The 1449-nt window shown below is 36.0% G+C and carries 2 protein-coding genes; both read right to left on the bottom strand.

Annotated features, from left to right (window positions below):
- Positions 1-622: 622 nt before the first annotated feature.
- The gene (locus tag DWV68_RS14255; protein WP_118666117.1) at positions 623-1273 is read right to left on the bottom strand and encodes a hypothetical protein; all 651 of its coding nucleotides are present in this window, start codon (positions 1271-1273) and stop codon (positions 623-625) included.
- A gap of 26 nt (positions 1274-1299) precedes the next feature.
- Positions 1300-1440 (bottom strand): HTH domain-containing protein, encoded by a 141-nt coding sequence (locus tag DWV68_RS15130; RefSeq protein ID WP_012744350.1) that lies wholly within the window; start codon positions 1438-1440, stop codon positions 1300-1302.
- Positions 1441-1449: the final 9 nt, after the last annotated feature.

Genomic DNA, 1449 nt, shown 5'->3' with positions numbered 1-1449 from the left:
CTTAGGAGTTCAAGTCACTACAGAAAATCTATGTTTTTCTTGGTCAACATAAGTCAAGCAACAACTTGATTTTACTGACTTTCCTGTAAATCCATGTCAAAATAAGAAAACTGAAAATCATCCAAGTTAAGCACCTCTCGCTGACAAATGAGTGACACTGTCACCCTGAGGGTTCAACCATTCCGTTCCTGCGAATTCATATTTATGGCTACCATTCTCACTGAATATGCGGTAATGATAACACTGTTTTCTTATTAGATTATCTATATTATAACGTGTGTGAGGTCGGATGTCGATTGTTTTTTGACCATTATTTACTCCGCATTACACGTACTCTCTTCTATGTTATAAAATCAAGCATCTTCTGCATATACACCATCTCCATAATATAGAAAAGAGGAGTCCCCGCAGGTTCTCCCCCGGTCGCAGGCCTCACAGGTTTCTGCAACGCGATCACTGTATTTGCAGTTTATTCCGCAATGGGAATGGGTTTTCGGTCTCCATCCCGACCACTGGAACAGGTTTAAGGTCTCTGTTCCGACCTTATATACATCTTTTATATTTTAATTATGCAAGATAACTTTAGAATCTGCAACAAGTTGTTGCTAAATTAACTGCTTATTTATGAACTCAATTCCGTTACCAGTGAAGAATATCTTTTTGTCCGGTTCTTTATATCCTCCTCACTGACACCATAATAACAATATAAATCTCTGGCTATTTTCTTAAACCTTTTTATGACCGACTTATTTCCAGAGTAAGATATTCCAAATATATTCCAGGTATAATCTACCTCTATTTCCATTAAATCCTCACCAATTTTTATTTCATATAAATGAAAATCCATGGGAATTACATTATCAGGCATTTGGTCAATCAATTTATTTCTAATTTCCATTTCATTCAAAAAATTTTTAACAGATTCTTCATTATGAAAATCTGGTTTTGGAATATCCTTCCTTTGGCCAAAAAGTTCTGGTTTATGCTGCATAATCAAACTAGCTTTTAGATTTTTCTGTCGTTCTATCCAATTTGTTGCGGCAGGATTGATTTCCACTAAATCATAATGATCCTTTGCGTATTGCACCACTTCCGCAAGGGTATGCGGGTTGGCCGCTATTCTCTTTTCTATCCTTTTTCGTCTGGATTGATAGATAGCATTTCGGATTCTAATCTTTAGAGATTGCTTTTGAGCTTCTCCAAATATAAAAACACTTGTGGGACCATCTTCACCATTTATTATGGAAACTTGATTGATACTTTTATTTTTCATAAGTGCCCTCTACTCACAAATCCCGATTATATCGGTGATTCACAATCTTTTAGCCAAAATCGCAGTTCCATAACCGTCACAGCAATTTTATACTTTACTTCGATTTCAATCTTTTCTGGTGGATTGGCTAAAAGCCTGTCAATATCATTTTCCTCAACACCAGCCATTTTTGCTAT

The organism is Roseburia sp. AF12-17LB, assembly GCF_003479605.1.
Taxonomy (GTDB): domain Bacteria; phylum Bacillota; class Clostridia; order Lachnospirales; family Lachnospiraceae; genus Roseburia_C; species Roseburia_C amylophila.
The sequence above is the reverse complement of the archived record's forward strand: the minus strand, read 5'-3'. Positions and strand labels throughout refer to the sequence as shown.